1 protein-coding gene is annotated in these 506 nt (G+C 69.8%); it reads right to left on the bottom strand.

The window, feature by feature from the left end; translation table 11 throughout:
• On the bottom strand, positions 1 to 506 hold a 506-nt coding region (locus tag AAFU51_18985; protein ID MEO1573319.1), incomplete at both ends, for a hypothetical protein.

The raw sequence follows: 506 nt of genomic DNA, 5'->3' as shown, positions 1-506 counted from the left end.
TATCCCAGATCGGACCGGTTTGGGCTGCGGTGACATTCAGTTGCGCGGGGCCTTCGAGGTCTTCGGCGATCACGCCGGTGTCGATCAGCGTCAGGTCGGCGGTGGCGCGGCTGTCGTCGCCGGCCAGTTGCGCCGAGGCGCGGATCTGGGCGGCGTCGCCGTCGATGCGCAGGGCGTCGAGGAAGGTGCCGGCGGTGGTGCGGCGGATGGTGGCCTCTAGCGTGGCAGTGCCTGCCAGCAGGCGGTCGGCTTCGGGTTGGTTGACGGTGATGTTCTGGGTTTCCCCGGCCAGCGCGACGTTCAACGTGCCTGCGATGGGCGAGAGGGTGCCCGCGACATCGGCGGTGATGGCTCCGCCCAGCGAGCGGCCTGCGATGCCGGAGAAGACGCTGAGATCGCGGGCGGCGGCGGCGAGGTCGGTGGTGATGTCGATGGCGCCGTCTTGCGCGTCGATCTGGGCGTTGCCGGTGAGGTCGTAGGTTTCGCCAGCGATGCGCAGGTCGGAC

This window comes from Bacteroidota bacterium, assembly GCA_039821555.1.
Classification (GTDB): Bacteria; Bacteroidota; Rhodothermia; order Rhodothermales; family Rubricoccaceae; genus JBCBEX01.
Note: the sequence above shows the minus strand (reverse complement) of the source record. Positions and strands in the feature narration are given on the sequence as shown.